Source organism: Ruegeria sp. CDSC054 (assembly GCF_059610645.1).
In genome coordinates this window covers 345,294-368,695 of record NZ_JBXWOA010000003.1, presented here as the reverse complement: position 1 = coordinate 368,695, position 23,402 = coordinate 345,294, and the positions used below count along the sequence as shown (strand labels likewise).

General features: G+C 56.8%; 20 protein-coding genes and 1 riboswitch. Of the genes, 7 read left to right on the top strand and 13 right to left on the bottom strand.

What is annotated here, in order from left to right:
* Window positions 1-3: 3 nt before the first annotated feature.
* Window positions 4-981 (top strand): HpcH/HpaI aldolase/citrate lyase family protein, encoded by a 978-nt coding sequence (locus AC2FGC_RS09495; protein ID WP_496724917.1) that lies wholly within the window; start codon window positions 4-6, stop codon window positions 979-981.
* 233 nt (window positions 982-1,214) lie between these two features.
* Entirely contained in the window at window positions 1,215-2,180 is a 966-nt protein-coding gene (locus tag AC2FGC_RS09490) for a GlxA family transcriptional regulator (protein ID WP_496724915.1), read from the top strand.
* 31 nt (window positions 2,181-2,211) lie between these two features.
* Here AC2FGC_RS09490 and AC2FGC_RS09485 read toward each other — a convergent pair whose 3' ends face one another.
* The 7 genes from AC2FGC_RS09485 to AC2FGC_RS09455 all read right to left on the bottom strand — a co-directional run bounded on the left by AC2FGC_RS09485 (window position 2,212) and on the right by AC2FGC_RS09455 (window position 10,565).
* Window positions 2,212-4,044 carry an adenylate/guanylate cyclase domain-containing protein gene (locus AC2FGC_RS09485; protein ID WP_496782169.1) on the bottom strand — a complete coding sequence of 611 codons (1,833 nt, stop codon included), beginning with the start codon at window positions 4,042-4,044 and terminating at the stop codon, window positions 2,212-2,214.
* Window positions 4,045-4,146: 102 nt separating this feature from the next.
* A complete protein-coding gene (locus tag AC2FGC_RS09480) occupies window positions 4,147-4,839 on the bottom strand; it encodes a thiamine ABC transporter ATP-binding protein (RefSeq protein ID WP_496724911.1) in 693 nt (230 codons plus the stop codon).
* Window positions 4,826-6,373 (bottom strand): thiamine/thiamine pyrophosphate ABC transporter permease ThiP, encoded by a 1,548-nt coding sequence (locus AC2FGC_RS09475; protein ID WP_496724910.1) that lies wholly within the window; start codon window positions 6,371-6,373, stop codon window positions 4,826-4,828. Before AC2FGC_RS09475 ends, AC2FGC_RS09480 begins: the two co-directional genes overlap by 14 nt.
* On the bottom strand, window positions 6,349-7,329 hold the full coding sequence (gene thiB, locus AC2FGC_RS09470; RefSeq protein ID WP_496782168.1) for a thiamine ABC transporter substrate binding subunit: 981 nt from the start codon (window positions 7,327-7,329) through the stop codon (window positions 6,349-6,351). Before thiB ends, AC2FGC_RS09475 begins: the two co-directional genes overlap by 25 nt.
* Before the next feature lie 33 nt (window positions 7,330-7,362).
* A riboswitch (TPP riboswitch) is annotated at window positions 7,363-7,468 on the bottom strand.
* 138 nt (window positions 7,469-7,606) lie between these two features.
* Complete coding sequence (locus AC2FGC_RS09465; protein ID WP_496724906.1) at window positions 7,607-8,971, bottom strand: ArsB/NhaD family transporter; 1,365 nt, start codon at window positions 8,969-8,971, stop codon at window positions 7,607-7,609.
* A 24-nt stretch (window positions 8,972-8,995) separates the two neighbouring features.
* The gene (locus tag AC2FGC_RS09460; RefSeq protein ID WP_058276691.1) at window positions 8,996-9,484 is read right to left on the bottom strand and encodes a CBS domain-containing protein; all 489 of its coding nucleotides are present in this window, start codon (window positions 9,482-9,484) and stop codon (window positions 8,996-8,998) included.
* A 316-nt stretch (window positions 9,485-9,800) separates the two neighbouring features.
* Complete coding sequence (locus AC2FGC_RS09455) at window positions 9,801-10,565, bottom strand: enoyl-CoA hydratase (protein ID WP_496782166.1); 765 nt, start codon at window positions 10,563-10,565, stop codon at window positions 9,801-9,803.
* A 475-nt stretch (window positions 10,566-11,040) separates the two neighbouring features.
* On the opposite strand from AC2FGC_RS09455, the gene AC2FGC_RS09450 reads away from it, so the two are divergent.
* Complete coding sequence (locus AC2FGC_RS09450; protein ID WP_496724901.1) at window positions 11,041-11,826, top strand: HalD/BesD family halogenase; 786 nt, start codon at window positions 11,041-11,043, stop codon at window positions 11,824-11,826.
* A gap of 238 nt (window positions 11,827-12,064) precedes the next feature.
* Here the strand turns inward: AC2FGC_RS09450 and AC2FGC_RS09445 are convergent, their stop codons facing one another.
* Window positions 12,065-13,117 carry a zinc ABC transporter substrate-binding protein gene (locus AC2FGC_RS09445; RefSeq protein ID WP_496782164.1) on the bottom strand — a complete coding sequence of 351 codons (1,053 nt, stop codon included), beginning with the start codon at window positions 13,115-13,117 and terminating at the stop codon, window positions 12,065-12,067.
* A 68-nt stretch (window positions 13,118-13,185) separates the two neighbouring features.
* Between AC2FGC_RS09445 and AC2FGC_RS09440 the strand changes: the two genes are divergently transcribed.
* The 3 genes from AC2FGC_RS09440 to AC2FGC_RS09430 are packed head-to-tail and all read left to right on the top strand — an operon-like array spanning window position 13,186 to window position 15,238.
* Window positions 13,186-13,686, top strand: a complete 501-nt coding sequence (locus AC2FGC_RS09440) for a Fur family transcriptional regulator (RefSeq protein ID WP_496724897.1) — start codon at window positions 13,186-13,188, stop codon at window positions 13,684-13,686.
* 2 nt (window positions 13,687-13,688) lie between these two features.
* The gene (locus AC2FGC_RS09435) at window positions 13,689-14,441 is read left to right on the top strand and encodes a metal ABC transporter ATP-binding protein (RefSeq protein WP_496724895.1); all 753 of its coding nucleotides are present in this window, start codon (window positions 13,689-13,691) and stop codon (window positions 14,439-14,441) included.
* The gene (locus AC2FGC_RS09430) at window positions 14,441-15,238 is read left to right on the top strand and encodes an iron chelate uptake ABC transporter family permease subunit (protein ID WP_496724893.1); all 798 of its coding nucleotides are present in this window, start codon (window positions 14,441-14,443) and stop codon (window positions 15,236-15,238) included. The genes AC2FGC_RS09435 and AC2FGC_RS09430 overlap by 1 nt, the downstream gene beginning before the upstream one ends.
* Before the next feature lie 65 nt (window positions 15,239-15,303).
* Here the strand turns inward: AC2FGC_RS09430 and AC2FGC_RS09425 are convergent, their stop codons facing one another.
* The 5 genes from AC2FGC_RS09425 to AC2FGC_RS09405 form a co-directional block, all read right to left on the bottom strand.
* On the bottom strand, window positions 15,304-16,041 hold the full coding sequence (locus AC2FGC_RS09425) for a maleate cis-trans isomerase family protein (RefSeq protein WP_496724891.1): 738 nt from the start codon (window positions 16,039-16,041) through the stop codon (window positions 15,304-15,306).
* Window positions 16,038-17,105, bottom strand: coding sequence for a pyridoxal phosphate-dependent aminotransferase (locus AC2FGC_RS09420; RefSeq protein WP_496724890.1), 1,068 nt, complete (start codon window positions 17,103-17,105; stop codon window positions 16,038-16,040). Before AC2FGC_RS09420 ends, AC2FGC_RS09425 begins: the two co-directional genes overlap by 4 nt.
* Complete coding sequence (locus AC2FGC_RS09415) at window positions 17,102-18,754, bottom strand: hydantoinase B/oxoprolinase family protein (RefSeq protein WP_496782162.1); 1,653 nt, start codon at window positions 18,752-18,754, stop codon at window positions 17,102-17,104. Before AC2FGC_RS09415 ends, AC2FGC_RS09420 begins: the two co-directional genes overlap by 4 nt.
* On the bottom strand, window positions 18,754-20,850 hold the full coding sequence (locus AC2FGC_RS09410) for a hydantoinase/oxoprolinase family protein (protein WP_496782160.1): 2,097 nt from the start codon (window positions 20,848-20,850) through the stop codon (window positions 18,754-18,756). The genes AC2FGC_RS09415 and AC2FGC_RS09410 overlap by 1 nt, the downstream gene beginning before the upstream one ends.
* A gap of 262 nt (window positions 20,851-21,112) precedes the next feature.
* Window positions 21,113-22,084: a TetR/AcrR family transcriptional regulator gene (locus tag AC2FGC_RS09405; RefSeq protein ID WP_496782158.1), complete on the bottom strand. Its 972-nt coding sequence runs from the start codon at window positions 22,082-22,084 to the stop codon at window positions 21,113-21,115.
* Between the two features lie 179 nt (window positions 22,085-22,263).
* Here AC2FGC_RS09405 and AC2FGC_RS09400 point away from each other — a divergent pair, with 179 nt between their 5' ends.
* Complete coding sequence (locus AC2FGC_RS09400) at window positions 22,264-23,397, top strand: LLM class flavin-dependent oxidoreductase (protein WP_496724771.1); 1,134 nt, start codon at window positions 22,264-22,266, stop codon at window positions 23,395-23,397.
* Window positions 23,398-23,402 lie beyond the last annotated feature (5 nt).

Genomic DNA, 23,402 nt, shown 5'->3' with positions numbered 1-23,402 from the left:
ACCATGAGCTTTCATTCCATCGACCAGGCGCCCGCCCGCCTGAACCGCAGCGAACTTGCCGTTCCGGGCAGCCAGCCTGGTATGTTCGAAAAGGCCGCGAAATCAGATGTGGACGTCATTTTTCTTGACCTCGAAGACGCTGTTGCCCCGGACGAAAAGGAACAGGCGCGTAAGAATATCATCGAGGCACTGAATGATATCGATTGGGGTTCCAAAACCATGTCGGTTCGGATCAACGGGCTGGATACCCATTACATGTATCGCGACGTGGTCGATGTGGTCGAACAGGCTGGTGAGCGGCTGGACCTTATCATGGTCCCAAAGGTAGGCACCGCCGCAGACGTCTATGCTGTTGATATGCTTGTCACTCAGATCGAGGATGCCAAAGGATATAAGAAGCGGATCGGTTTTGAACACATTATCGAAACTGCATTGGGCATGCAGAACGTCAGCGAGATCGCGGCCGCCTCAAAACGCAATGAAAGCCTGCATTTTGGGGTTGCCGATTATGCCGCTTCTACCCGCGCGCGGACGACGATCATCGGTGGGGTGAACCCGGATTATTCGGTTCTGACAGACGCGGATGCTGATGGTGGCCGTCTGACTCATTGGGGCGACATGTGGCACTATGCACTAGCCCGCATGGTCGTTGCTGCCCGTGCTAACGGTCTGCGCCCAATCGACGGGCCTTTCGGAGACTTTCAGGATCCTGACGGCTACAAGGCTGCGGCAAAACGTGCGGCCGTTCTGGGCTGCGAAGGCAAATGGGCCATCCATCCCAGCCAGATTGCATTGGCCAACGAGGTCATGTCCCCATCTGACGCTGAGGTGAACAAGGCACAGCGTATCCTTATCGCCATGTCCGAGGCCGAGGCATCCGGGAAAGGTGCTGTGTCGCTGGATGGACGATTGATCGACTATGCCTCGATCCGTCAGGCAGAAGTATTGGTCGAAAAGGCAGGCCAGATAGCGGCGGCATAAACCAAGGTAGACCAGGCATCACTTGGCGCGGGGTCGTTCAGACCCTGCGTTTCGATTTTACGACTACGATCGGAAACGCATGGCCGCGACGACCCCTGCGGACTTGTTCCTTGCTTTCAACCCCACGATCGGTTCAAACTAGGTCCTTGCCAATTGATGTTCGGCTGCCCCAAAGATTGATCGGGTCTTGAAAGGGGCTATCGCGCTGATAAAGAACAACAAGATCTCGTCGAATGTTAGCACTCACAGACAAATCGAAGACCGAACAGCAAATAGCTTTCGAGATTTTTGTTCAGGCGGAATTTGCCTATCTGGAGCTGTCATCCATCATTGCAGTTTTGCAGACGGCAAATGATGTTCTCAACCGCGATCTTTTTCGGTGGCAGATTACGTCGGACACGCCCGGCTTGGTGTCCAGCAGTTCAGACCTGATTGTGCGGGCAACGCCTGCCATCTCTGACCAGTATCTGAGCGATTGCCTGTGTGTCGTGGGCGGTCAATTGGGAAATGTCAGTACATGGTTGCGACGCGTCCGGGCAATGCAAAAGCATAAACGACCGGTTGCCTTGTTTTCGGACGCGGCGCGCGAATATATCAAGGCGACAGTGCAACAATCCGGGCCGGTCACGGCACATTGGCGCGACATAGGTTTGCTGCGTGAGATTGGGGATTACCCCATGCTTTCTGAAAGTCTTGTTGCCCGAAATGGAACGGTGCTGACTTGCGCCGGGCACGGTCATACCGTCGAGGCGATCATCGGCATTCTGGCCGAGGTTCTTGAGCCTCAGGACAGGGCTGAACTGGCCTGTCAATTGATGCTGAACGACGTTCGGGGCCACGCGCAAGAGCAACCCAAAGGCGTGAGCGCGAACCCGAATTTCCTAGAAAAGCGGCTGCAAAACGCGATCCGCATCATGGAAGAAAACACGGAACACCCGTTGCCAACGGCCAGTCTTGCCCGCCGCGTGGGCGTATCCACCCGGCAGTTAGAGCGCCAGTTCATGCTGCACTTGAGCACATCGCCCGGAAAATTTTATAGAAAGATCAGATTAAAAAAAGCGTTTACCCTGGTCTCGAACTCGCAAATGCCGATTATTGACATCGCCATTGCCTGCGGTTTTGCATCAACCTCTACGCTTGCCCAGACATTTAAGGCCGAATACGGCAAAACACCAAAGCAATTGCGGCGCACCGAATGACCTTTATATGGCCTCCGGAATTTCTGGCAGGTTATGCTGAGGGGCCAAGGGTCTTATCTGCATCGCAAAGGCGGTAGACATTCACTTTCCTTGAACGTCCTTTGACCGTGAATTCGCCGCAGTCGATCAGATGAAAAACCGGGCTGATCAGTCGCGCTGTGGCATCGCTGATCAAAATCCTGGTTTGCTCGTCACTTGGCAGTTCGCCTACCAGGGTTTCGATCCGGGCACAGGTGTTCACCGTGTCGCCGATCACTGTGTAATTCATCCTGTCGACGGCCCCGATATTGCCGACAATCAGCGGTCCGGTGTGCACCGCGATCTTGACGCCGTACTCGACGCCAGCCTCAGCCAGAGATTGCTTGATTGCCAATGCAGCCCGGCAGGCGCGCTCGGCATGATCCGTCTGGTCCTGAGGGGCGCCCCAGAACGCCATCGCCGCGTCGCCGATGTATTTGTCGAGCGTTCCGCCTTCGGCTTCGATACAGCGGTTCAGGATCTCGAAATGCCGGTTCAGCATTGCTGCCGTGGCTTGTGGCGTCATGGCCTCGGATGCGGGTGTGAACCCCACGATATCGGCGAACATCACCGTCAGTTCGACTTCGCGCGGCAACACAAGGTTAGGATCCCCGGTCTTTAGCATTTGCCGTACAAGGGTTCGGGGCAAGTAAGTTTCAAACCAGCGCAGCCCGTCGAGCATCTTGTTGAAGGCCACAGCCTGAAGGTTCAGTTCTGAGACCCGAGAGGGGGGCAGGTGGTCGATCTGGTTCAGATTCAGCTCGCTGATTTTGATGGCTTCTTCGGTCGACCTGTGAATGGGTGCCGCCAATCGTCTTGCCAACACAAGCGCCGCAATGACCGAAGCGATCAGCAAACCAAGACTGACCAGGGCGGCGTCACTCAGCCGGGACCACTGGTTGCTCCAATCGCTTAGTGGAGAATACTGCCCGATCACCCACGGCTCAGATCCGAAGCCGCTGACGATGCTTGTCAAAACCAGGTGTTCTCCGTCCAGCGCCTCGACCACATATCCGACAAATGTTCCATCGTTGCCCTGAAACTCGGGTGGCTGCATCAGCATTTGTGAGATGACCGCGTCATCAAGTGCTGCGACCGAATGCAAGGGGGCGTTTGAGCTTAACGTGTTTGCGGACAGGTTCAGCAATTTGGGATGGGCCAGAACGCGGTTGTCACCGTACAGAACAAAACCGGTTGCCCCGTATTTCCCGCTTAACTCGTCGACCAGGCCCGAGAAATGGTGAACGGTAGAAGAAACGAGCACGGCCCCGAGGAAAATACCGTCTTTATAGGCAGGTACAGTCGCTGAGATATGTGTCCGGCCCTGGTCAAAGAAGGGTTCGTTCCAGAACAAACCATCATAGCCTTTGACATCTTTAAGATACTGAAGCGTGCCTGCAGCAGGAGGCTCGTATGACGTTATTAAACGTGGCCCCTCAACATCGGTTATATGTGTTGAAATGAACAGACTGCCGTCAGGATACACGATGGCAAGATCGGTCAGATACGGGACCGAAGCCACCACACCTTTGAAGTAGGCTTTCAGAAAATCGGTGTCGTGCAGATCGACTTCGCCCGTGCTTGCGTCTTCTTGTAGGGATTGTGCCAGTTCCTCGATCGGTGTCGTCAGGCTGAAGATATCGTCTTCGATGGATTCGACGATCATCGCGGCAGACGTATTCAACAGTTCCGTCGTGTTCTGAAAATTGGCATAAGTCGAAACCAACAGAACTGCCCCAGCCGATATTGCCACCAGTCCGCCAATGGTCAGCGCCAGCAGAGTAGAAATTCGGATCTTCAACCTTGACTGGCGGTAGCTTTGCGCCCGGGCGCTTTTGTCGATCACGCCAGTGTGCTGCGTATGCCTATCTTCGTTGACCATCTTTGAACGATATTTAGCTTGGCGACCCGTTACAACGTCTCGTTGACGTCTCAGGCGGGATCGCCGCTAGCCAAGATAGGCACGCAGGCTTGGCGGCGGGTTGTCAAAGAGTTCCGCTGTCTGAACGGGGGCATGCACTGTTTCGTCTGCAACAAGTACGGTCTGGTCGGCAATTCGGCGTGCATCCTGCGGATCGTGGCTGACCATCAATAGGGTCGTTTGGGTTTCGGCTACCAGATCGGCCACCAAATCCAGCATTTCGACCTTTAGGGCTGGCCCAAGGGCGGCAAACGGTTCGTCCAAAAGTAACAGGTCGCGCCGCTGCACAAGTACGCGGGCCAGGGCAACCCGGCTTTGCTGTCCTCCGGACAGTTCCGAGGGTTTGCGCGCGCCCATACCATGCAATGAAACCCGGTCCAGTGCGGACTGAACCTGTGCATCCTCGTCCCTCGACAGCCGACCATTTGGGCGCAGGCCCAGGGCGATGTTTTGTTCAGCCGTCAGATGCGGAAACAGGTTTCCGTCTTGAAACAGCATCGCCATAGGGCGCTTGCCGGGATGCTGGTTGGAAATCTGTCGCCCACCCCAAAAAATCTGGCCCTTTTTTAGGTCTCGAAATCCGGCGATAGTCTCCAGCAATGTGGACTTGCCCGCGCCGGACGGGCCAATAATGGCAATGCTGTTGCCAACCTCGATCTGGATATCGGCGTTTAGGGTGAAATTCCCGTTTTCAATCACACAGTCGTCAAGCTTCAGCATGCCAGCGCCCTCCTCGGTCCAATAGCCAGAATGCGCCCATGGACAGCAGCAACAGCATTAATGCCCCGCCGGCAGCCGCCTGCATCTGATAGGCGCCCATCAGGCGGTAGATTTGCAAGGGCAGGGTCGCGATCTGCGGATCGGCGAACAGTGCGATCACGCCCAGATCACCCATTGACAGAGCCGCCCCAAGGCCAGCGGCAAAACCGATCTGTGGACGCATGCGCGGTAGCAAGATGCGTGTGAAAAACGTCCATTTTGTCATATCCAATGAAAGCGCGAGACGTCCGTGCCTAGCGGTTATGTCGCGCGCCGTGGGGACCAGAATGCGTAAAGCAAACGGCAGGGCCATCGCAGCATTTACAAAAGCAGTGACAGGCAGAGCCAATGTCGTCGGGTTTGCCAAAGGCCGGATTAAGATGAACAGGCCCGTACCGATCACCAGTGGTGATGCCGCCAAACCCAAAATGCCGCTGAGTTCCACAAGCCCGTACCGGCCGCTCGCGACGGCGGTGGCCATAGGCAAAGCAAGCAAAAGCAGGACTGCGGTGCTTGCAGCGGCAACAAGGACCGAGATCAGCGCGGCCCTAAAAACGATTGCGGGCATGTCAAACAACCCGGCAGCTCCCGAAATTACGACCGATGCCAAAGGAAGCAGCAAAAAGACGGCCGCTGCGACGATCCAGAATATATCTATCGTCGGCGCACCCCCGTCCCAGCGGCGCAAGGCGCGATCGAGACCTGTTCCAAAACCGTCCCCGCGCGCAAACTTCAGCGCCACTAAAGCGGTCGCAGCTGTCAGGGCAAGTTGCAGGGCGGATAACAGGGCGGCGCGGCCCAGGTCGAAATCGTAGGTGAAGGCCTGATAGATCGCCAGTTCGATCGTTGTAGCCCGTGGTCCTCCGCCCAAGGTCAGGGCGACGGCGAAGCTGGTCAGGCAGATGGCGAAGATTACCGCCAGAACCCCGGGCAGGGTCCGTTTGAGCATGGGCATCTCGATCAGTCGAAACATGGCCATGCCATTGCAGCCCAGTTGTGCGGCCAGGCGAAACCGTTCTGCAGGAATTTCCTGCCAGGCTTGCAACACAAGGCGTGTGGCCAGGGGTAGGTTGAAGAAAACATGCGCCAGTACGACCCCATGCAAGCCGTAGATGCGTATGGGCGGCAGGCCGAAAATGCCAAGGTTGTCCGAGATCCATCCCGACCGGCCAAAGACTTGCAGCAGACCCAGAATGGCAACGATGACCGGCAGGATGAAGGGCGCGCCTAAAAGCGCAATTAAAGCCCGTCGGCCGGGGAACCTCCGACGTGCCAAAGCCCGCGCAACCGGCACGGCCAATACCACGCTGAACAATGCGGACAGTGTGGCTTGGGTCAGCGTGAACCGCAGCGCAGCCCAGTCGGCGGGAGTGAACCCGCCGCTGGTTTCAGCACGCAGTGCAACCGCCGAAAGAGTGCCCAGGATCAGCGCGGCGACCAGGGCCGCCGCACCGATACCGGGCCATGGGCTTACTGGCTGAGCGCGTTCTGCCATTCTGCCAGGGCCTGATCCCGCACGGCGGCGGCTTCATCGGGAGAGAACAGAAGCGACTCTGCCGGCACTGTCAGGGTTTCGAACCCTTTGGGCAGGCCGTCTGCCGGGGTTACGGCCGGATACATCCAGTTGGTCGTCGGAATGATTTGCTGGAACGCGTCCGAGACCATGAACTGCAAAAACTGATCCGCCAGATCGGTCTGATCTGTTGCAGCCAGCTTTGCAGCGACTTCGACCTGCAAGTAATTGCCTTCGTCGAAAGCTGACGCGGCCTTGCTGTCATCGTCCTCGGCAATCAGGTGATAGGCCGGAGATGTCGTGTAGCTGAGAACCATGTCCGACTCGCCCTCAAGAAACAGGCCGTATGCCTCGGACCAACCCTTGGTAACGGTCACGATGTTGTCGGAAAGACCAGCCCAGATTTCGGGTGCTTCCTCACCATACGCCGCTTTGACCCACATCAGCAGGCCCAGGCCGGGCGTGGACGAGCGAGGGTCCTGGATGATGATCTTGGTGTCGCTGTCCGCCAGTTCCCGGAAGTTTGCAGGCGCTGTCGCATCTGCTTTGTGAACAAAGGCGAAGTAGCCCCAGTCATACGGGGTGAACGTATCATCGGTCCATTCGATCGGCAGTGCGAAGTCAGCGGTGACAGAGCTGGGCGCAAACAGGCCGGTTTCCCGGGCCGCCGCAATCAGGTTGGTATCCAGCCCAAGCACGACGTCGGCGTCAGAGTTTTCACCCTCAAGCCGGACACGCGACAACAGCGCGGCACCATCTTCGACACCAACAAAGTTCAACTCGCAGTCGCAGACCGCTTCAAAAGCTTCTTTGACCTGCGGGCCGGGGCCCCAGTCGGATACAAAGCTGTCATAGGTGTAAACGGTAAGCTGAGGCTTGTCGGCGGCGAAGGCCGAAGTTGCACTCAGAAGTCCCGCAGCAATTAGCAGATGTTTCATGTCATCCTCCATTGCGGCGAGAGGGCAAGGATGGATGAAACCGAAACCCTTCCCTCCGCCGGTTCTAGCCGGTTCAGGTTCTACGGGTTCGCTTGATAAGCATCTCAGCGCGGCAGGCCGTGCTCCCCGAGGTGAGGCCGTCACTAGGGGGGATTGGCCAGAAAGACAACCAAATTCGGCGCCTCGGCGCGGCGCGTGTCGTATGTGGGCAAGTAAGCCTGTCCGGAGCCGGACGCCCTTTGAACCTGTAATGCGTTTGGTTCAAAGGGCCATAGGGTCAGAAGTAACGCAGCCAAATATAAACGTTTGCGATCATCAAGGTCAGGATCATGATCGGGAATGCAATTTTGGCGAAGGCGATGAAGCCGATGGGCTGCTTGGCCTTTTCCGCAAAAGCAGCCACCGTAAGGTTGGCGCTTGCCCCCAACAGTGTGCCGTTGCCGCCTAGACAGGCGCCAAGCGCCAGCGACCACCACAGGGGTTCAATCGCGTCCTTGCCGCCGAACGTGTCTGCGGTGGACTCGATCAGAGGGATCATCGTTGCCACGAAAGGAATGTTGTCGAGGATTGCGGACAAAATGCCGGAGGCCCAAAAGATGAAGAACGCGGTCCACATCATGTCGCCTTGGGTCAGCTCCAGCACTTTCTCACCAAAGAATGCCAAGAGGCCAACATGTTCAACACCGGCAACAATGACGAACAGCCCACCGAAGAAAAAGATTGTGACCCATTCAACTTCACCAAAAATGTGGTGAACCGACTCGGATTGTTCTTCACCGCTTTGGTGGCCATAGGCCAGCAGCATCAACAGGCCTGCACCGGCCAACGCTGACGTACCGGGCTGAATGCCGTAGCTGTGCCCCAGCGTGAACCCCAGCAAAACCAGAGCCAATACGGCCAGAGACTTGATCATCAAGACAACATCAGTAACCGCTTCGGATTCGTTGAACCCCATAATCCGATCGCTGGCCGATTTCGGAATGCGGGCCAGTTCCTTGCGGTTCATAAGGTAAATAATGCCGGTCAGGACAACCAGACATATGGCCGAGATAGGCGCCAGGTTCACCACGAAATCGTTGAAGCTCAACCCTGCGGCTGAGCCAATGATGATGTTGGGCGGGTCACCGATCAGCGTCGCTGTTCCCCCCACGTTCGAGGCCAGGATCTCGGCGACAAAGAACGGGAACACACGCGTTTCCAGGGCTTCAGTGATCAGCAGCGTAATCGGGGCGATCAGCAATACGGTCGTTACGTTGTCCAGCAGGGCCGAAAACACCGCCGTAATCAGCGTCAGCATGATCAGGATGCCGGTTGGATTGGCTTTCACCGCTTTTGCGGCCTTGATCGCTACGTATTGGAACAATCCGCATTTGCTGGTGATCCCCACGATGACCATCATGCCGATAAGTAGTGCCAGAGTGTTGGCGTCCACACCCGCCACGGCCTGTTCCTGATTGATGATGCCAAACAGGACCATCAGGGACGCGCCCAGCATCGTCAAAATGGCGCGGTTGACCTTTTCTGTGATCAGGACCGCATAAACCAAAATCAGAATTCCGGTCGCGGCCCAAAGCGGATCTATGCCCAATAGTTGTGGAACAGAGAGAGCGGCCTCTCCATGTGACGTCGAATGCGTAGCCAAGGTTTTAGTCCGGTTTGTATAGGGTTAGCTGAGTGCGCGATCCAAAAGCGAGTTGGCGCTTACGGTGCCAACGAAACGGTTGGTTTCGGGCTCAACAAGGATCACGTGCCGTTTGTATTTGTAGATCAGGAAGATACCTTCCATCACTGGCGTGTCGGGTGCAGCAACGGGGATGTTCGAGGGCCTCGACATGTTGTCGCGAACCTTTTCGGTCTTCAGCCGCTCCATCTGTTGTTCGAAATCTTCCCGCGTCAGGTTCATGAAGCTGAGCGAGTCGATCGCGACGCGCGACGCATCATCATTCAGACCGATTGTCGCCGCTTTCGGCAGGATCAGTTTCAGCAGCGTTGGGGCAGTAAAGACGCCAACATAAGTTCCGTCTTCAGCCACGACAGGCAGAAATCGTGCCCGGCTGCCCCTGATGATGTTGAAGGCCGTGGCGATGCTTTCATCCGGCAGAATGGTCTTTTGTACCTCAGACGGTACCATCACGTCATAGCAGGTTAGGCCCATGCTTTTCCTCTGACTTCACGCGGCATTCGGGTGAAACGGTATCCAAAAGCCGCAGGGCACGCCCTTTTCGGCTTGTGAAAGCGTGTCAGGACGAATCAAAATTTGTTGGTGCGCACTGATTCCATTGCCGGGCGAAATTGACCAGCCCGGTAATGAAATTAAGTTGATAACCTTCCGTCATTGGCGACGCCGGCCAATGACGGAAGGTTGGTTTCAGCTTGGGTTTAGTGCAGCGGCGTTTTGTGCCTCAGTTGCCGTTACATCTAGTCCGGGTTGCCGTCGGGCGTGGAAAGCCGTAATCGCTCAAAGGCGCGGGTCAGCTGTAATTTGGTGCGCGTTTTTGCAGTTTGGCCGCAATACTCTCGGCAAAATCGGGGGACTGTAGTTGCGCGGCAAAGATCTTGATTTCTGCGGCCATGTGTCCGGCCACTGTGTCACGCTGATTGCGGATCAGGGCCTTGGACTGTTTGAGCGCTACCGGGGATGAGGCCGCAATGGCTTGTGCGATCTCCTGGACTTTGCTCATCAACTCATTGTCGGCAAAGACGCGCGCGACCAACCCGTGGTTCAGGGCCTCGGATGCCGTCAGAACCCGCCCGGCCAGCAAGACGTCATTGGCGACAGCCATGCCGAGGGACGCAGGCAGAAGCAACGACGAACCGGCCTCGGGCACCAGGCCCAGTTGGACAAATGGCGCGCTAAATGTAGCGCTGTCCGCGGAATAGACCAGATCGCAGTGCAGCAGCATGGTCAGGCCAACGCCAATTGCAGGACCGTTTACTGCGGCGATCAGGGGTTTCGGACAATCCCGGATCGTATTCAGGAACCGAGTAATCGGATTTTCAACGTCACCCGCCGGAAGCCCGCCTGTCATAAAGTCCTGCAGGTCATTCCCGGCTGTGAACATATCGCCTTGACCAGTGATGACCAGCGCCCGGGCTTGATCGGTTTGACCGTATTCTTCGATGGCTTCAGCTATCGCGGTATACATGGTAAAAGTGATCGCGTTTTTCTTGTCCGCGCGAGAAATCGTGACTGTGGTGACGCGATCCTGAGTGCTGACGATGATATGTTCGCTCATGGCGTTATTCCTTGGATGCCCGGCGGTATTTGTGTCGCGTCGGCTGTGGGTTTCCTGCATGTGGGCAAGTTCGTATGCGGGCAAATAGCCTGCGTCAACAAATCAGGGCAGTTACCTCACGTCGCTGGGCGAGTGTGCCAGATTGATCCCCACTGTTGAATTCAGTGGTGCCTTAACTATGCAGCGCAGCTACGACTATTTTTACATCTGGAGGAGATCTACGTCTTTTTGCGTAAGCTATCCGGTACTCCTGCCGCAAAGGGATCGGCGACATGCTCATCCTGATGAGGGTCTCCGACTTTAAATCCATCGCCGCTATTTCTACTGAACAAGCGCCCTCAGGAACAGGCACTTTCCGCGGGGCAATCCGTTTCCGGTCAGAGCTTTTGAATTTCTTATGCTCTCCAAAAAGACTATCCATTGATAAAACTCTGTTTCAAGCCCTGCTCAGGATAACAGGAAAGGAGGGTCGAAGATGCGTGATGTCATAAACTTAGATTTGTATCCGCTGGACCAGCCGGGCAGCATGGCCTGGCACAGCCTGATCGAACGCTGCAAAGCCGATCTTTCTGAGAATGGACTTTTCAACCTGCCTGGCTTTGTTCGCGACAGTGCGCTGGAATCGGCGGTGTCTGAGCTGCAACCGGTTTTCGCTGAAGAGGCTTTTGTCCATGCACGGCGGCACAACATCTATTTCAGGACGTCTATCGAGGGCCTCGGTAGCAACCATCCGGCCCTGACCCAATTTGAAACGTCTAACAGGACGATTTGCGCCGATCAGTTGGGGCAGGCCTTTGTCATCCGCCTTTATGAATGGCCGCCATTTGCGCAGTTTTTGGCTGCGGTCATGGAAAAGCCTAAGCTTTTTGTCATGGATGATCCGCTGGCCCGCGTGAATGTAATGGCTTACTCAGCCGGGCAGGCCCTGAACTGGCATTTCGACAGGTCCGAATTCACCACAACGCTGCTGTTGCAAGCGCCGTTAGCGGGCGGTGAATTCGAGTACGAAAAGGACCTACGTAGTGATGACAACCCTAATTATGACGGCGTGGCTGAATTGTTGGAAGGTCGGCGCAAGCCCACGCTCATGAAACTGCAACCGGGGACTTTGAACATCTTCAAAGGCAAAAACACGGCGCACCGCGTTTCGCCTGTTCAAGGCGACCGCGACCGCATGATCGCCGTGTTTTCCTTTTATGATCGGCCAAATGTTCAGTTCACACACGAAGAACGCATCGGGTTTTACGGGCGCGCGTCGTGATCTGAGATGGCACATGCCTGACCCTAGACAGTGTCAGGATCGTTAATCCGGACACCGCTAAAGCTTCTGACTGCATCATTTTGTTGGGAACTCAATAAGACATCTGGATGCGTTCCCAAACGGGCGTATACCCCGAGCACTGAAACGCAAAAAAAGCAAGTGTCCGAGATGCCCTGGTGTCCCCGGCTATGTTCAGCCCGTTCTGGGTTTTCATGCCAAAACGGGCTGCCCGGTCAGGTCATAGACATTCCGCCAAAGTTTTTGCGATGTTCCGGATCATTTGCGGGTACAGTTCGGCCCCAGGTTCAAGATCAGAACCTAGCGGATCTATCACACCTGTATTTGCTTCGGTTCCGTCCAAAACAGTGGCGACGATGCCGGGGTTGAATTGCGGCTCTGACAGAACACAATTGATCCCTTCTTCGCGAATGCGCACCTGAATTTCTGAAATCCGCGCCGGGCTTGTATCCGACGCATCGCTGAGCGAAATCGCACCCGACGCGGGGATGTCGAAGGCGTTCTCGAAGTACTGATAGGCATCGTGGAACACGATGAAGTTGCTTCCGCGTACAGGTTCCAGAGTTGCACTTACTTCAGCAGAGAGGGCTGCCATCTCTTCGCGCGCAGCCGCCGCGTTTGCGAAATATGCACCCGCATTGTCCGGGTCCGCAGCGGAAAGCTGAGCGGCAATCACGTTCAGCCAGGTGTCGGCGTTTTTGGGCGAAAGCCAGGCATGCGGATCATGATCGCCGTGCGCGTGGTCATGGTGGTCGTCGTGTTCCGCATGATCCTCGTGATCGTGGTCATCGCCCTCGGCATGCTCTTCGTGGTCATGATCGTCATGGTCTTTGTCGTCGGCATGATCCTCGTGACCATGATCGTCATGTTCCTCCTCTTCGGCGTGATCTTCATCGTCATGATCGTGCGCTTCAAACAGCGCGTCCTCGCGGAAATCCAGTAGGACGGTGCCATCCACTTCCAGCAGGGGGGTGACTGTCGCTCCGTTGGCCAGGTTCTCGACGGCGCCTTCCATCCATGGGGTCAGGTCCTCGTCCATCCAGAATACCAAATCCGCATTCTGCAGGGCAGCCGCCTCGGAAGGGCGGAGGTTGTATTCATGCGGGGACGCGCCGGTTTGTACGATCAGGTTCGGTGTGCCAACACCTTCCATCACGCGCGCCACTAACGAGTGCACCGGTGCAATATCAACTGCAACATTTGGGACATCGGCCACTGCTGTGCCCCCCATCAACGCAGCCGTGATCGAAACAGGAAGAAGCTTTCTGGACATCAAACCCTCTATGTGATTTTATAACGTTGCGAGCGGCATATATGATATGGAATAACATGACAAGTGAGATGAGACCTGCACCTGCTGAAGACTCCGCCCTTGTCGGATTCCAAAAGCACGACCACGCGCACTGCGTCGAAAGCAGCCTGACCGTTGCCGAGACCCGGTGCAAAGAAGAAGGTCTGCGGCTGACTCCCGTGCGGCGCAAGGTTTTGGAAATGCTGCTGCAGGAACATCGGGCCTTGGGTGCCTATACAATCCTTGATCGATTGCGCGACGAAGGCTTCGGATCGCAGCCACCAGTGGCTTACCGCGCCCTCGATTTTCTTGTCGAGAACGGGTTCGTCCACAAAATCGAACGGTTGAACGCATTTGTCGCCTGCGCGCATCCCGGGGCAACGCATTCCCCGGCCTTCATGATTTGTAGGAAATGTGATGCCGTGGCCGAAGCACATTCAACACCCGCGAAAGGAGAGCTGGGCGCAGCCGCGCGGGCGGTGGGTTTCGAGATTGAGCGGACCGTTGTAGAAGCCGAAGGCGTTTGCCCCGACTGCACCGAAAAGGCGTAGAAATGAACCTGATTACCGTAGAAGACCTCAGCGTTAGCTATGGGGCCAATACCGTGTTACGGCACATTAACATGGGGGTCGAACCTGGTGAAATCGTGACCATCGTCGGCCCTAACGGTTCGGGTAAGACAAGCCTGCTGCGCGCCATAATCGGTGCAATCAAACCGTCTGCCGGGCGGGTAAAGCGAAAGCTGGGGCTGAGAATTGGTTACGTCCCGCAAAAGCTGCATATCGATCCGACCCTGCCGATCACCGTCGAACGGTTTATGCGGCTGACCCATCGCGCGTCAAAGAAGGATTGCGCGACTGCGCTGGAAACGGCCGGTGTGCCCGATCTGCTCAAGCGCCAGATGTCACAGCTTTCGGGCGGGCAATTCCAGCGCGTGCTGTTGGCGCGGGCCTTGATCAACCGACCCGAAATCCTGTTGCTGGATGAGGCCACGCAGGGGTTGGATCAGCCCGGGTCGGCTGCGTTCTATCGCCAGATCGAAGACGTGCGTCAGGAAACAGGGTGCGCTATCATCATGATAAGCCACGAGCTCCACGTGGTAATGAGCGCCTCGGACCGGGTGATCTGCCTGAACGGCCATGTCTGTTGCGAGGGCTCACCTGCGGTTGTGGCCTCGGCCCCCGAATACCGCGCGTTGTTCGGAACCGGAACAGGTGGTGCGCTTGCCCTTTACCGCCATGATCATGATCACAACCACGATCATCATCATGACCATGGAACAGATTCACAGGAAGCCGCAGAATAATGCTTGATGATTTCATGACCCGAGCCACGCTGGCCGGTGTAGGCGTGGCCTTTGCTGCGGCGCCGTTGGGGTGTTTTGTGGTGTGGCGCCGTATGGCCTATTTCGGCGATGCCACAGCGCACGCAGCCATTCTTGGCGTGGCCTTGTCGCTAACGTTTCAGATGTCGGTTTTTACAGGTGCGCTGGCCGTCGCCTTGTTGATGGCGCTGACCGTGACGCTGTTGGCAGGTCGTGGGTACGCAATGGATACGTTGCTGGGTGTCATGGCACATTCCGCTCTGGCTTTTGGCCTTGTGGCGGTTTCATTCCTCTCCGGTGTCCGGATTGATTTGATGGCCTATCTGTTTGGAGATATTCTGGCGGTTTCCCGTTCGGATCTGGCCGTCATCTGGGGCGGCGCTGCACTGGTCGTAGTTTTGATTGCCTGGCGTTGGTCCCAGTTGTTGACGGCGACTTTGAACGAGGAACTGGCCTATGCCAGCGGCTTCGACCCCAAGCGCGAACAACTGATATTGACGCTTGCACTGGCCATCACGGTGGCAGTCGCGATCAAAGTTGTGGGTGTTCTGCTGATAGCGGCGATGCTCATTATTCCAGCCGCTGCGGCGCGCAATCTGGCGCGGTCACCGGAAACGATGGCCCTGATTGCAGCGGCAATTGGGGCGACGTCTGCTGTGGCTGGGTTGAGGGCGGCTTATGTCTTCGACACGCCGGCCGGGCCCTCGATTGTCTGTGTTGCCGCCATTTTGTTTGCCTGTTTCAGCCTGCTTGGTTGGCAGCGTCATACCAACTCCTGACAGTCGCCTAAAAACTGCAGCTTATGTGAGAGAGGCGTAGAAGTGCCACTTGCCTTCGCTGTTGATCAAAGAGTGTCGAACAGACGCCCAGGTAACGTTTCGTGACGCGGCAGGTTCAGCGCTTTCAGCAATCCAAAGACCATTGCTTGATTGGAGGAAACGACGGGTTTGTTCAGCGCGGCTTCAATTCGTTCAATTGCCTCGACCGAGCGCATGTCTGTGCAGCTTAGGACGATTGCCTGCGCGTCCGGGTGATCGGCCCTGCACGCCAGATCGAACACCTCGCCCGGGGTCAGTTCACCTTGCCCATAATTGCCAAGCTCGCGGCCGACATCGGCACATTTGACAGTTTCAATGCCGTTAAGGGCCATGAAATCCATCGCTTGTGCATTGATCTCGCCCAAATAGGGCGATGAAAAGCCGACCTTTGTTGCGCCAACCGCATTGATCCCAGCGATCAACGCCCCTGCAGCGGTCAGCGAAACTGCACCCGAGCCCGCCTTGATCTGCTGGGCCAGCTCTGCATCAAAGGACGGTCCGTGGGTCAGCGTCGCCGAGGTGCAGCCATACAATACCACATCGGGGCGTATGCCCGAGATCATCCGCAGGTCGTGAGTGATATCCGATGCACCCAACCCCGCCATCTGATCCGAGCCGGGAATTTCATCCACGTCATACCCGCCCATGCGTTGAAAATGGACTGTGGTGTTGGGCGGCCTCAACAACTCCATATCCGGTTCGAGGTTGGTGTTGGTGAAAGGTACCAGAACACCGATTTTGGCTGCGGTTCGTGTTTCGGTCACTTCAATGCTCCCTTCAGGGCGGTCAGGCACCGATCCATGATCGGCGTCTCGCAGATTGTGGCGCGCAGGCAGTCGGTTAAGCCGTATACTCCCATGCCGCGCATTAGTAGGTCGTCCGCCCGCAGCGCCGCGTCTGCCCGTTGCGCATCCAGCGTTGAGGCAAAGCGCAATAGCACAAAGTTTGTGTGGCTTTGAGGAACGATTAGGCCCAACGCACGACATTCCACGGCAAATCGTTCACGGATTTCAGTCGTGCGGGCAACCACATTTTGCATATGCGCCTGATCGCGGATCGCTGCAGTTGCCGCCGCCTGTGAAGCGATGGAAATATTGTTTGGATTCAGCAATTTGCGCAGTTCAGCCGCAATCTCGGGCGGGAAGTACCCCCATCCTGCACGCGCGCCCGCCAGGCCATAGGCCTTGGAAAAGGTGCGCATGATCACGGTGTCCCCTCGATCGCTCAGCGCGAATATGTCGGCCGGATCATGTATGTGATCGGAAAACTCAGCATAAGCCTGATCGACGACCAGCAGAACATCGGTGGGCAGTTCATCGCGCAGACGAAGGATTTCGGAATTGGGGATCAGGGTGCCGGTCGGGTTGCCAGGGTTGCAGACAAAGACGATCCGCGTTTCAGGTGTCACCACGGCGATGATATCGTCGACGGATACGGTCAGATCCACTTCACGCGCCTTGACGTAATCGGCCTGAACCTGAGCTGCTGATGAGGCGACAAACGCATATCCGTAATCCGTGCCAAGGACCCGATCACCGCGCCCGGCATAGGCGCGAATCAAACAGCCGATCAGCTCCATCGAGCCCGCTCCGCACAGCACCCGTGCCGGATCGAGTCCATGCACATCGGCAATTGCTGTGCGCAGTTCCGACCATTCCGGATCAGGATACAATTGCAGATCGGCCAGTGCGTCACGACCCGCCTTGATGGCAGCGGGGCTTGCGGGAAAGGCGCTTTCGTTCTGGGCCAAGGAGATAGTGTTTTCACCGCCAAGGTCGGCCAGCGCATAGGCCGCCATTGCACTTATGTGGGGAACCGGGCGGATCATGATGTGCCCCCATAGGATTTTGCGCCTTCTGCGCTGATCAGACCGCGCTTGAGGTCTAGGGAGATTGCCTGTGGGTCTCGCGCGGCCGGGTCGCCAAAACCACCGCCCCCAGGGGTTTCAAATATAAGGTAGTCGTCAGCTTCAACGCGCAGTTCTCCTTTGCCCGGGATATCACTTTCGCTATCGCGGAAACGAATACGACCGGGTGCGCCGGGTTTTCCACCCATGCGTCCGAGGGCGGGGAATTTGAGGCGCTCAACCGACAGGAAAACGAGGAAAGGCGCGCCATTGGCTGAGGTCATCTCGATCCGTTGGCCGAGACCGCCGCGATACTTGCCTGCACCTCCTGAATCCTGGCGTAGTTCGCGTTTCCAGATTGTGACCGGGGCCACGCTCTCCGTGATCTCGACCTGAGATCCGAACACGCCCGAAGGGTAGGCTGTGGCAGACAATCCATCCGCATGTGGTCGAGCGCCAGTGCCGCCATTGTGCACAGGTTCAACCGCGAATTCCCGACCTCCATCACGTGCCACTTCGGGTGCGTGCCGCATCGGCAGATCGAACATGCAGGACGCGCCCTCAGCGGGGACCTGATCTGGCAGGGCCTGATGCAGGCATCCAAGCACCAGATCCGGTGTTACCTGTCCTAGCGTATGCCGCATTGCTACCGGGGCGGGGCGTTGTGCATTGAGGATGCAGCCTTTTGGCCCGTCCACTGTAAACGGTCCCAGTGATCCGGCGTTGTTGGGGATGTCGGATCCGACGATGCAGCGTAGGGCGAAGACGGTATAGGCGGTCGCATAGTTCAGCGGCACATTGATACCCTTGCCCGAACAGCCCGAAGTCCCGGTGAAATCCACATGCATGCCCGTTTTGCTGACCGTCAAGGTCGCGTGCAGCTCCAGTTCTTTTTCATAACCGTCCATCCTCAGAACGTTTCTATAGGTGCCTGCGGGCACTTCAGCGATGGCTTCAAGCGTGCCTCGGCGCGAGGTGTCGATGATGTAGCTACCCAGTTGATCCAGATCGTCGCTTCCGAACTCATCCATCATATCGAGCAGGCGGTTCACGCCCGCTTCGCAGCAAGCGATCAGTGCATATATGTCGCCCTCATTAGCAATAGGCTCGCGACTGTTGGCGCGGACAATGTCCAAAAGCAAGGCGTTCGGGACGCCTTGCTCGACCAGTTTGCAGGGTGGGATCAGCAGGCCCTCATCATAGATATCCGACCCTTCGGGGCCCATTCCAAGGCCGCCCAGATCTACAAGATGGGATGTGCATGAAGTAAAGCCGACGACTTTGCCGTTTTTGAATGCGGGCATCATCAGCAGAAAGTCGTTGAGGTGTCCCGAAGCCAGCCAAGGATCATTGGTCATGTAGATATCGCCGGGCTTCATGTGCTGAACCTGGAAATGGCCCCGCAGGTGCATCACGGCTTCGGCCATCGTGTTGATGTGGCCCGGCGTTCCGGTAACCGCCTGTGCCAGCATCCGACCCTCGGCGTCAAAGATACCGGCAGAGATGTCGCCGCATTCGCGCACAATGGGTGAGAATGCGGCGCGGATCAGGGTCTGACCTTGTTCTTCGACCACGGCAAGCAGGCGGTTCCACATGACTTGCAGGCGGGCGGGGGAATGATCGGCAGTCATCATACACCTCCTTTCGGATCTTGGATAAGGATGAGGTTTCCAATGGCATCCACATGCGCCGAGAAGTCTGATGAGACCAAAGTCGTCGTCTGCGGTTCCGTGATCAGCACCGGGCCGCAAACCCGGTCGCCGGGGCTCAGACTGTCGCGTGGCACAAAACCAGCCTGCTTTATCTGACCATCTACATCGCAGGTGATGGGGCGGGTTTGGGCTGGTGTGATAGTTGTCAGAACTGGCGTTTCCGGCAAATCTGGAACATCCGCATCTGGGGTTGCGACGCGGACCGCCCAGTTCAGGATCTCGATTTGCATCCCGGGCACGGGACGCGAGAATTGTTTACGGTATTCCGCCTCGAACGCATCGGTCAGCGGTTTTATGTCTTCGAATGTTAGGTCGCGATCGGGCAGGGCAATCTCGATCTCGTGGCCCTGACCATTGTAGCGCATGAAAGCCGTGCGTTGGGTTTCGGTGAGTGCATCACCCGCGCCTTGGGCAACCACCCGGCTTGCCTCGTCGATCATGTCGGAAAACAGGGCGTTGACCCGCTCCAGATCCAGGGATTTAAGTAGAGAATAACTTGATCTGACGATCTCAAAACTGACCGGAGCAAACAGGAACCCCACCGCGGATCCAACACCTGGATTCGGCGGGATCACGATGCGACGGACCCCGGCGGATCGGGCCACACGGCTTGCATGCAGGGGGCCGTTGCCGCCGAAAGCGATCATTGTGCGCGAACCGAGGTCCTTGCCCGACTCCACCGCATGCATTCGGCCCGCACTGGCCATGCTTTCATCGACGATGCGACTGACGCCGTCCGCTGCCGCAGTGCCGTTCGTGCCCAGACGCGCGGCGATGACCCGGTTCAGCGCAGCTTCAGACGCTTCGGGGGCGATCTTGATAAACCCTTCGGCAAATGTGTCCGGCACAATATAGCCCAAGGTAATGTCGCTGTCGGTCACGGTTGGCTCTGTGCCGCCCCGCCCAAAAGCTACCGGACCGGGTTCTGATCCGGCCGATTTTGGACCCACAGTCAACCGACCCAGACGGTCAACCCCGGCGATTGAGCCGCCGCCCGCGCCAATCTCGATCATTTCGACCACAGGGATACGTACCGGCATGCCCGATCCCTTGATGAACCGCGCGGCCCGCGCGATTTCGAATTGGCGCGAGGTTTGAGGCCGGGCATTGTCGATCAGGCAGAGCTTCGCAGTCGTCCCGCCCATGTCGAAAGACAGCACCTCGTCAATCCCAGCTCGCGCCGCGATCCGGGCCGCCAAAATAGCCCCACCTGCGGGGCCGCTTTCGACCAGCCGGATCGGAAAGCGTGAGGCGGTTTGAACGGTGCACATGCCGCCACCTGCCGTCATCATCAGGATCGGGCAGGCCACGCCTTCCTCCTGAAACCGTGAGGCAAAGCGCGCCAGATAGCTTTCCATCAGGGGTTGGATGTAGGCATTTGCGACCGTGGTACAAAGCCGGTCGAACTCGCGCGCCTCGGGGCTAACATCAGAGGAAATAGAAATTGTCAGGCCAGGGCGCCGTTCGGCCAGTATGTCACGCAGCCTGCGTTCGTGCGACGGGTTGGCATAGGCATGCATTAAACAGATTGCGACTGCTTCCGCGCCGCTGGCGTCCAACTCGGCCAACAGCGCGCCTATCGAACTGGCGTCCAGCGGGATCAGCACATTCCCATCGGCAGCCATTCTTTCGCGAATGGTCAGCGCCCGTTCGCGTGGTGCCAGCAGGTCCGGCTTTTCCAGGTTGATGTGATATTGCGCATATCGCCGCTCATACGCGATTTCCAGAATGTCGCGAAACCCTTCAGTCGTAACAGTTCCCACAACAGCGCCTTGCCGTTCGATTAATGCATTGGTCGCCAGCGTCGTTCCGTGGATGAAACTTGTCACTTCATTCAACGACCGGCCGGATTCCGCCATGACACGTTTTGCGCCCTCCATCGCGCCATCTGCAGGATTTTGGTGCGTCGTGAGCGTCTTGGTCGAAGCCAATATGGTCTCATCGTCCGAGACGAGCACCGTATCGGTAAAGGTACCGCCGATATCAATGGCCAGGCGTAAGGTTTGAGATGTCATGAGGGTGTCCGAATTGTCCGTTGTCTGGGCAGAGGGCAAAAGGCGCAGGGCGCCTGCCATCATCCACAGACGACGAGATCACAACCGGTTGCGCGGCGATCCAGAGGGTTCGGACTAGAGAGCGGTGTCATGTACGCAGTTTGACACGCCCAAGACGTGTCGCAAGTTAATTTGCGACCAAATCGCCTGGAAGCGACAGAGATTTGCATCTTGATTGCCTAAGCGTTTGTGCATCAACCAACCAGATCGGTCGATAGTTCGCTCAGGATTTTTTGGAGGGAGCAGCTTTGACTAAAACACCATCCATGATGAGCGCCTTCAGGCTGGTTCGGATTTCGCTTTCCGGGAATTTTCCGATGCTCCAATGCCGGAGTGACCAGACGTTGCACAGGAAATACAGATAATTGGCCATCAGCTCTGTGTTCATAGGGCGGAACACTTTCTGCTCGACCCCTTTGTCCAGAATGCCTTTCCAGCGGCCCATGAATTCACGCTCCATATCAAATACACGCGCGCGGTTCTCGGCAGACATTGACCGTGTTTCCGAATAGACCAGATTGATATAGCGGCGATTTTCACCAATGTAATCGATGTACCGGTCAACCGCTTTTTCAAGGTTCTGATCGGCGGGGCCGGTGAACAGTTCTTCGGTATCGAAAAAGTCGATGATGTCCTGCATGCACATCGTAGTGATCAGGTGCAGTATATCGTCCTTGTCCTTGATGTATTTGTACATCAGCGGAACCGACAGCCCGGATGTTTTGGCAATCTCGCGCATCGATGCATTTCCGAACCCATGCTTGGCAATCACCTTGCACGCGCCTTCAAAGATCTGCCGCCGCCGTTCCTCGGCGGTGTCGGACAGGGCGCGGGGCGGCTTTTCAGCCTGAGTGGATTTTGGCGTTTCCGCCAGTTGCGCTTCGACTGAGAAGGTGCAGGTCACTTCCATCAGCGTGGCGGCTTCACCGGGATTGTGTCCGGCCTGAACGATCGAGACACGGTATGTGGTCAGCAGCGAATCTTCTGGCGACATGCGGATGGCCTGAGCCTCGATTTGCCCCTGTCCCGCAGTTGCCAGATTCGTGGCCGAGGTGTTGACCAGTGTTGGATGCAAAGTGTCTCCGAGGCGTTTGAGTTCCTCGCGCGCAGCATCAATCGCCAACGCAACGCACACGCCATCTAGCTGCGATTTATTAATAAATTCATCAACTTGCGCAGCGGAATACAAAAACACGTGGCTTGCCTCCATAGGACCCTACCTGAGGGCAACATGTTGAAATCCCTATCTCTTGTCCAGTTGGAAATCGTCGCAGTGTCATTGCGACGTAGGGAAAAACAATTCGGGGCTTGACGAAATTGCCGGCCGTATGGGAGTGTTAGTGAACGTTCAATCATACGTTAGGGGACGCCTGCATGAAGTTCAAGATTCTCGCCATTCCATTCGCACGCCAGCATGGCGAGGACACTCAGCTTGCTGGACGTGACCCTGCGCGGTTCAACAAGATGATGCACACGATGCGTGATCAGATGGTCCTTGCCGAAGAGCTGGGCTATGACGGCTTCTGCCTGACTGAGCACCACATGCAGGTCGAAGGCGTTGAATGCACCACGAACCCGCTGTTCTGGAACATGTACATCGCCCAGCACACCAAGAACTTCAAAGTTGGTCAGTTGGGGATGAACCTGACCGCGATGAACCCGATCAAGACGGCCGAAGACATCGCCATGCTGGACCATATGACCGGCGGCCGCGTCTTCGCAGGGTTCTCGCGCGGGAACACGCCGCGCTGGACGGCGACCATGGGGCAGCACCTGGACATCACCTCGGCTGAATCCGACAAGTCCGAGGCCGACCAGCGCAACCGTCGCGCGCTGTACGAAAACTGGCGTCTGATCAAGTCGCTGTGGACGGACGACCTGACCGAACATCAGGGCGAATTCTGGAATTTCCCGTCGAATGTCGAGTGGGAGTTCAATCCAACCAAACTCTGGGGTGGTGACAGTCCGGTTGATAGCAACAAGATCCTGCGCAAATCGGGCATCGTGCCTCGTCCGCTGCAAAAGCCGCACCCAAAAGTATATGCGCCGTTCTCGTATTCGATGGAAACTGCCAAGTTCTGGGCTTCGGAAGGGGCCAAGATGGTGTCCTTCGTGACCGCCGACAAAGAAGAATTCATGCCGGTGATTCTTGAGAACTGCCTGAAGGCTGCGCATGAAAACGGGCTGCCTCAAACCACCAACAACGACGTCCTGGCTCTGGGTGCGCATCTGATGATGGGCAAGACTCCGGCCAAGACCAAACAGTACCGCGAAATGTTCGACAACCTGTGGTTCTCGGCCTACGACGCGCCGCCCTATCACGTCCCACTGGGCCGCGTCTGGGACGGCTCGCGTCAACAGGTTCTGGACCAGGTCGGTGAACTGGCCGAGCGCTATCAGATCGACGAATTCTTTGTCTGGCACCACGTGAACTACTTTGGCGACGAGATCGAGCAGGAAGCTCTGATCGAATTTGCCGAAGGCGTCATCAAGCCTCTGAACGGATAAGGGGA